We start from the raw sequence: 7,017 nt of genomic DNA, 5'->3' as shown, positions 1-7,017 counted from the left end.
TATCGAGGCAGACTCACCGAACTCCCCGATATCATTGCCGTCATTACCCGACTCGAGCTCTATCGACTTGGCTGGTAGCCAAGAATGACCTGGAAACGCCTCGTGAATAACGCCCTAAGAGGCTAATCGCGATCATGCCGGTTCCATTGGGGACGAAATTAACAGCCACATCCCAGTCTGTCATGGCGCCATCTCACGCATGGACAAGGCCAGGAATCGTAACTTCTTTCCGTACGATCATGACCATAAAAGCGGATCCAAGGATCACCGCAAAAGACAGAAGAAAACCAAAAATTGACCCTAGGGCGAAGTTGATCATAACTTTCATTGTGAGTGATTCGTGGACCAACTGAAGTCCAGAATCGCCTCCCTTCTTCGGATTGTGTCAAATTCATTGGAAGTAAGGGTGTTATTCATGAGGTGTTAGCGGCCCGCGCCCTGCGTCCTGGGCAAAATCGACACACACCTATCACCATGTACATATATAAAAACATCGGCCGCTTTGAGATCATTGGATTGACAGACTCAAGTCTGTCAGGAAAGCGACCGATGCGGTACCAGTTGTGCAGCAGGACTTGACCCCGACGTACTCGGCGAGCTCCTCGAGCGGACCACAGGACACTCCCCGTGATCGACGAAGCCCTGCCCTTCACTGGCATCCCCCTAGAACAAGCAGCTGATGATCGACGAGTCATCTCGATCAAGGGCACCGTCGTCCTCCCCGGCAACCGCCCAGTTCAAGGCACAGCAGTAACCATGGCCCACTACTCCGGCAAATACCATCGGCTCTTGGTTTCCGTCTACTCAGCCGGGGGAGAACGGGAGATGGGGTTTTGTTGGACGGTGTACTAGTGAGGTTTCGGGCATGGTGGGAAAGAACACCGCACACCTGTCAGCTGTCACCGGTGCTCAGAATCCGGTGAGGTTGTTCCTCGAGGTAGGACAAAGTTGATGCTTCAGCCATCAAGTGAGGTGAATGCTGCCGGCGTAATACGGAGCGCGACGACATGGAAAAAGACCCGACGATGATGTCGGGTCTTGATTGCGCCCCCGGTAGGATTCGAACCTACGCTCCCGCCTCCGGAGGGCGGTGCTCTATCCCCTGAGCTACGGGGGCAGGCGCAACCAGGTCCACACGATGTGTGGTTGGTGCAGAAGTAGACACTACCAGCACTGACACGATGAGCGTGAACCGCCTGGGTGACGGCTGACAGTGACGCTGTTCTCACGGTATGGGTCTGTGCCGCGGTTTGCCTGGCAGGTCCGTACAATGCGGGGGGTGACCCCCGAAGAGCTTGCTTCTGTCATCGCTTCCTGTCTGCGCGACGCGGTCGTCGCCGGCGAGATCACCCTCGCGGTCGAGGCTGTGCCCGACGCCGTCCGAGTGGAGCGACCGAAGAACAGGGACCACGGGGACTGGTCCACCAATGTTGCCCTCCAGCTGGCTAAGAAGGCCGGGCAAAACCCGCGCGATTTCGCTCTGGCTCTGGCTGCTCGACTGTCCAACGCCACGGGCGTGGCCAAGGTTGATGTCGCCGGTCCAGGCTTCCTCAACATCACCTTGGATGCCGCCAGTGCCGGTGAGCTCGCTCGTGCCATCGTCACTGCGGGACATGCGTTCGGTCGTGGCGACGCCCTCGCCGGGCACAAGGTCAATCTGGAGTTCGTCTCGGCTAATCCCACCGGGCCGATCCACCTCGGCGGCACGCGTTGGGCGGCCGTGGGTGACGCTTTGGCGCGAGTCCTGGAAGCCGCGGGGGCCAGCGTGACGCGGGAGTATTACTTTAATGACCACGGCGCTCAGATTGATCGGTTCGCTCAGAGCCTGATGGCGGCAGCCAAGGGTGAAGAAGCGCCTGAAGACGGCTACGCAGGCGGGTACATCAGCGACATCGCGGCAGCTGTTGTCGCCCAGGAACCTGACGTTCTGCAGCGGCCCGATGATGAGGCACAGGAAATTTTCCGTTCCCGCGGTGTGTCGATGATGTTCGGCCAGATCAAGCAGAGCTTGCATAACTTCGGAGTCGATTTCGACGTCTACTTCCACGAGAACGAGCTGCACGAGAGCGGCGCAGTTGAGCGCGCCATCGCGAAGTTGAGCGAGCGCGGCCATATGGAAGAGCGGGACGGCGCGCTATGGCTGAAAACTAGCCAGTTCGGTGATGATAAAGATCGAGTGGTCGTCAAGTCCGACGGCAATGCCGCCTACTTCGCTGGTGACATCGCATATTACTTGGACAAAAAAGAACGCGGTCACGACATCGAGATCTTGATCCTCGGTGCCGATCATCATGGGTACGTCGCTCGGATGATGGCGATGTGCGCTGCGTATGGCGACACTCCGTGGCAGAACCTGGTTATCTTGATCGGGCAGATGGTGAACCTCGTGAAAGACGGGCAGCCGGTGCGCATGAGCAAACGTGCCGGGACAGGCGTGGTGATGGAGGATCTCGTCGAGGCGGTGGGTGTTGACGCAGCCCGTTATTCGATCGCCAGGTATTCGATGGACTCCAACATCGACATCGACCTAGACCTGCTGGTGCAGCGCAGTAACGACAACCCCGTGTTTTATGTGCAGTATGCCCACGCCCGGACGTGCAATGTGGCTCGCTTGGCGGCTGGGGACGGGGTCCACCGTGAGGATGGTTTCGCTCCGCAGCTGCTCACCCACGAGACCGAATCAGCGCTGTTGGCGATCCTCGGTGACTACCCGCGGGTGCTGGCTCAGGCAGCTGCACTGCGGGAACCGCACCGGGTGGCCAGATACCTGGAGGACCTCGCGGCGAAATATCACAAGTGGTACGACGAGTGCCGAGTCCGTCCCGCACTGACCGATGGTGTCGCTGAAGAGGTCACCGACCTGCACCGCACCCGGCTGTGGCTCAACGACGCCACCCGTCAGGTGCTGGCCAACGGGCTTGACCTGCTCGGCGTGTCTGCGCCCGAGCAGCTCTGATGACGGGCCGCACCCTGAGACCCCACGAAGCGGGCGCGCTGCACTCCGATGGATATGGCGCGGCCCCGCAATGGCTGCCACATCCCGCTGACGTCAACACCTTGTTGCCAGCGCTGTGGCCCGCTGGGGTCGCTAAGGACAGTGACGGGGTGCTGACGATCGGTGGGATCCCGGTCACTCAGATCGCTCAGGAGTTCGGTACCCCGGCGTACATCCTGGACGAGGATGATTTCCGCGGACGGGCCCGCGCTTTTGTGCGGGATTTCGGAGCGCCTTTCGCGGCGTACGGCGGCTTGTCCGTCTATTACGCGGGGAAAGCGTTCCTCTGCACCCAAGTCGCCCGATGGGTTGACGAAGAAGGGCTCGGACTGGACGTCTGCTCCGGTGGGGAACTCGCCGTCGCCCAGCGAGTCGGTTTCCCGGCGGCGCGGATCGAGATGCACGGCAACAACAAGTCCGAAGCGGAAATCCACGCTGCTCTGGAATATGGTGTCGGCCGCATCGTGATGGACAGTTTCGACGAGATCAGTCGCGTCGCCGACGTGGCCGCTCGACTCGGAGCTGTCGCGCCAGTGATGTTGCGAGTCACCGTCGGTGTGGAAGCGCATACCCACGAATTCATCGCGACCGCACACGAGGACCAAAAGTTTGGGTTCTCCATCGCTGGTGGCCAGGCAGAAGCAGCGATCGCTGCAGTGCTGGCACGTCCGGAACTCGATTTGCGCGGGCTGCATAGCCACATCGGGTCGCAAATCTTCGACACCGCCGGCTTCGAAGTCGCCGCTCGACGCGTCGTCGCCCTCCACGCGCTCGTGGCCCGGCAGCTGGGGCACCAGATGCCCGAAATTGACCTGGGCGGCGGTTTTGGTATCGCCTACACCAGCGAAAACACCCCATTGACCCCAGCTGAGCTGGGCGAACGATTGGCGCGGATCGTCGTCGCCGAATGTCAGCGTGAAGGTATCGACGTCCCTGCCGTGTCCATCGAACCAGGACGAGCTATCGCCGGTCCGGCAGCCTTCACCCTGTATGAAGTTGGGACCGTCAAGCAGGTGCACCTCGACGGCGGTTCTCAGCGAGCCTACGTCTCCGTCGACGGGGGAATGAGCGACAACGCCCGGACCGCCCTCTACGGCGCGGACTACTCGGTCACTCTCGCCAACCGACGCAGTGACGCTGCGCCGATGATCTCCCGCGTCGTAGGGAAACACTGCGAGAGCGGGGATATCGTCGTCATGGACGAATACCTGCCAGCTGATGTCCGCCCTGGTGACCTGCTCGCCGTACCCGGCACGGGCGCCTACTGCCGGGCGCTGTCTAGTCAGTACAACCACGTGCCACGGCCACCAGTGGTGGCGGTGCGTTCTGATGCGGCAGGCGAGGCGCAGGCCAGGGTCATTGTGCGTCGGGAAACGGTCGACGACATCCTGGCGTTGGACGTCGACGCCTGACGGTGAGCCCCGGTGGTCACCGGTGCACCATGAGTGGCGCGACCCAGGAGGCAGCCTGTCCCGGGATGCGGGACGGGCTGCTCCCAGGTCCTGGTCGGGCGGCACAGTAGGTGATCAGGGGGCATGGGCGGAGTCATCTTCGCGTCATGATCTGGCCAGACCGTGGACGAAGGAGAGATCCGTTGAGTGACAATCCTGCCGCTCCACTGCGCGTCGCCCTTCTGGGGTGTGGCGTGGTCGGTACGTCGGTGGCCCGCCTCTTGACCGCCAGTGCCGAAGATCTCGCTGCCCGTGTCGGGCGGCCTTTAGCGATCGTGGGTGTCGCCGTACGGCGTCTGGGACGAGACCGCAGCGAGACCGGGCTGCCAGCCGAGCTTTTCACCACCGACGCGATGGACCTGGTGACCCGTGCGGACATCGTCATTGAAGTCGTAGGGGGCATCGAACCAGCCCGCAGTTTGATTCTGCGGGCCATGGAACATGGTGCCGCGGTGGTCACCGCTAATAAAGCGTTACTCGCTGAAGACGGCCCGACCTTGTATGCCGCTGCGCAACGACATGGTGTCGACCTGTATTACGAGGCAGCAGTCGCCGGGGCTATTCCCCTGCTCCGTCCGTTGCGTGACTCCCTGGCTGGTGACGATGTCTCCCAGGTGCTAGGAATCGTCAACGGCACCACCAACTATGTGCTGGACAAGATGACCACCACTGGTGCTGGGTTCGCCGAAGCCGTCCAGCAGGCGCAGGCATTGGGTTATGCGGAAGCAGACCCCACTGCCGATGTGGAAGGGTTTGACGCTGCCGCGAAAGCCGCGATTTTGGCTTCGCTGGCTTTCCATACCCGAGTCAGCAGCAAAGACGTCCACCGAGAAGGGATCACCGAGGTCACCGCCGCTGATGTCGCCGCTGCTGAGGCGATGGGATGCGTGGTGAAACTCCTGGCGATTTGTGAACGCGCAGTGGATGCAGCCGGTGTTGAAGGGGTCAGCGTGCGGGTGCATCCGGCGATGGTGCCGCGTCGACATCCACTGGCTGGGGTGGGGGACGCTTTCAATGCGGTCTTTGTGCAGGCCAAAGCAGCTGGTCAATTAATGTTTTATGGTCCAGGTGCTGGTGGCGACCCGACAGCTTCGGCGGTCCTGGGTGACCTGGTGGCAGTGGCCCGCCACCGCGTGGGTGGCGGTTTAGGGGCCCGTGAGTCGGCGTATGCAGATCTACCGGTGTTGCCGATGGGGGAATCCCGGACCCGGTATTACGTCAGCCTGGACGTGGAGGACCGCCCGGGAGTGCTGGCGCAGATCGCCTCGGTCTTTGCTGGACACGGGGTGTCGATCCAACAGGTGCGCCAGGAATGCGCCGGGGATGGCGGACCGTGCAGCGCGCAGTTGGTCCTGGTGACCCATCAAGCTCGAGATGCCGACCTGTCCGCGACGGTGGATGACCTGATCGAATCCGACAGTGTGCGTGGCGTGCTCAGCGTCATGCGGGTGGAAGGGGAGTGACATGGCTCACCAGTGGCGTGGTGTGATCGCGGAGTACGCCGAGCGGTTGCCGATGCTGGCCGGCGCGCCGGTGGTGACGCTGCATGAGGGAGGGACGCCGTTGATTGCGGCACCTCGACTCTCCGAACAGGTCGGGGCTCGCGTCCTGGTGAAGTATGAGGGACTCAACCCGACCGGTTCATTCAAAGATCGTGGGATGACCACGGCGATGTCGATGGCTGCAGCTGCGGGAGCGCAAGCCGTGATCTGCGCGTCCACCGGCAACACCAGCGCTTCGGCGGCGGCGTATGCGACCCGTGCGGGGATGGCCTGCGGAGTGTTGGTCCCGGCGGGAAAGATTGCGATGGGCAAGTTGTCCCAGGCCATTGCCCACGGCGCGACCTTGATCCAGGTCGACGGTAACTTCGACGACTGCCTGACGATGGCTCGCAAGCTCGCCGACGCATACCCGGTGGAGCTGGTGAATTCGGTCAACCCGGCGCGGATTGAAGGGCAGAAGACCGCAAGTTTTGAGGTGGTCGACGCCTTAGGCGACGCTCCAGATATCCACTGCTTGCCGGTGGGCAACGCCGGCAATATCACCGCGTATTGGCGCGGCTACCGGGAGTACGTCGAGGGGACCCCGGGTGCTTCAGGTTCAGCTGCGACCGGTGGTCCGGCGACGCAGCGCCCACAGATGTGGGGTTTTCAAGCGGCCGGTGCCGCGCCCATCGTGGCCGGACACCCGATCGACGAGCCGGAGACCATCGCCACGGCTATTCGGATCGGTCATCCAGCAAGTTGGCAGCAGGCGGTCGATGCTCGCGACGAATCTGGGGGGTTGATCGACGCGGTCACGGATGACGAGATCTTGGCGGCTCATCGGGTGTTGTCCGCGACAGAGGGCGTTTTCGTGGAGCCGGCGTCTGCGGCAAGCGTGGCGGGTTTGTTGAAGATGTCCGCTGCGGGCCGGGTCCCAGCCGGAGCGACAGTGGTCTGCACGGTGACCGGTCACGGCTTGAAGGACCCTGGTTGGGCGTTGCAGGGCACAGACGGGATAGAGGTTGCTCCCGTGCGGGTGGGGGTGGACCTCGTCGGTGCGGCGCGCGCACTGGGCTTGGACTCCTGA

The 7,017-nt window shown here is 62.3% G+C and carries 5 protein-coding genes and 1 tRNA gene; 5 read left to right on the top strand and 1 reads right to left on the bottom strand.

What is annotated here, in order from left to right; all coding sequences use genetic code 11:
• Positions 1–627: 627 nt before the first annotated feature.
• A complete protein-coding gene (locus KEM60_RS03855; protein ID WP_219106179.1) occupies positions 628–852 on the top strand; it encodes a hypothetical protein in 225 nt (74 codons plus the stop codon).
• Between the two features lie 193 nt (positions 853–1,045).
• Here KEM60_RS03855 and KEM60_RS03850 read toward each other — a convergent pair.
• Positions 1,046–1,117 (bottom strand) — tRNA-Arg (locus KEM60_RS03850).
• Between the two features lie 162 nt (positions 1,118–1,279).
• Between KEM60_RS03850 and argS the strand changes: the two genes are divergently transcribed.
• The 4 genes from argS (at position 1,280) to thrC (ending at position 7,017) form a co-directional block, all read left to right on the top strand.
• Entirely contained in the window at positions 1,280–2,956 is a 1,677-nt protein-coding gene (gene argS, locus KEM60_RS03845) for an arginine--tRNA ligase (RefSeq protein WP_219106178.1), read from the top strand.
• A gap of 14 nt (positions 2,957–2,970) precedes the next feature.
• Positions 2,971–4,407 carry a diaminopimelate decarboxylase gene (gene lysA, locus KEM60_RS03840; protein ID WP_219106568.1) on the top strand — a complete coding sequence of 479 codons (1,437 nt, stop codon included), beginning with the start codon at positions 2,971–2,973 and terminating at the stop codon, positions 4,405–4,407.
• A gap of 182 nt (positions 4,408–4,589) precedes the next feature.
• Positions 4,590–5,909 carry a homoserine dehydrogenase gene (locus KEM60_RS03835; protein WP_255574206.1) on the top strand — a complete coding sequence of 440 codons (1,320 nt, stop codon included), beginning with the start codon at positions 4,590–4,592 and terminating at the stop codon, positions 5,907–5,909.
• 1 nt (position 5,910) lies between these two features.
• Positions 5,911–7,017, top strand: coding sequence for a threonine synthase (gene thrC, locus KEM60_RS03830; protein ID WP_219106176.1), 1,107 nt, complete (start codon positions 5,911–5,913; stop codon positions 7,015–7,017).

Origin of the sequence: Austwickia sp. TVS 96-490-7B (assembly GCF_019331795.1) — a bacterium.
Classification (GTDB): Bacteria; Actinomycetota; Actinomycetes; order Actinomycetales; family Dermatophilaceae; genus Austwickia.
The sequence above is the reverse complement of the archived record's forward strand: the minus strand, read 5'-3'. Positions and strand labels throughout refer to the sequence as shown.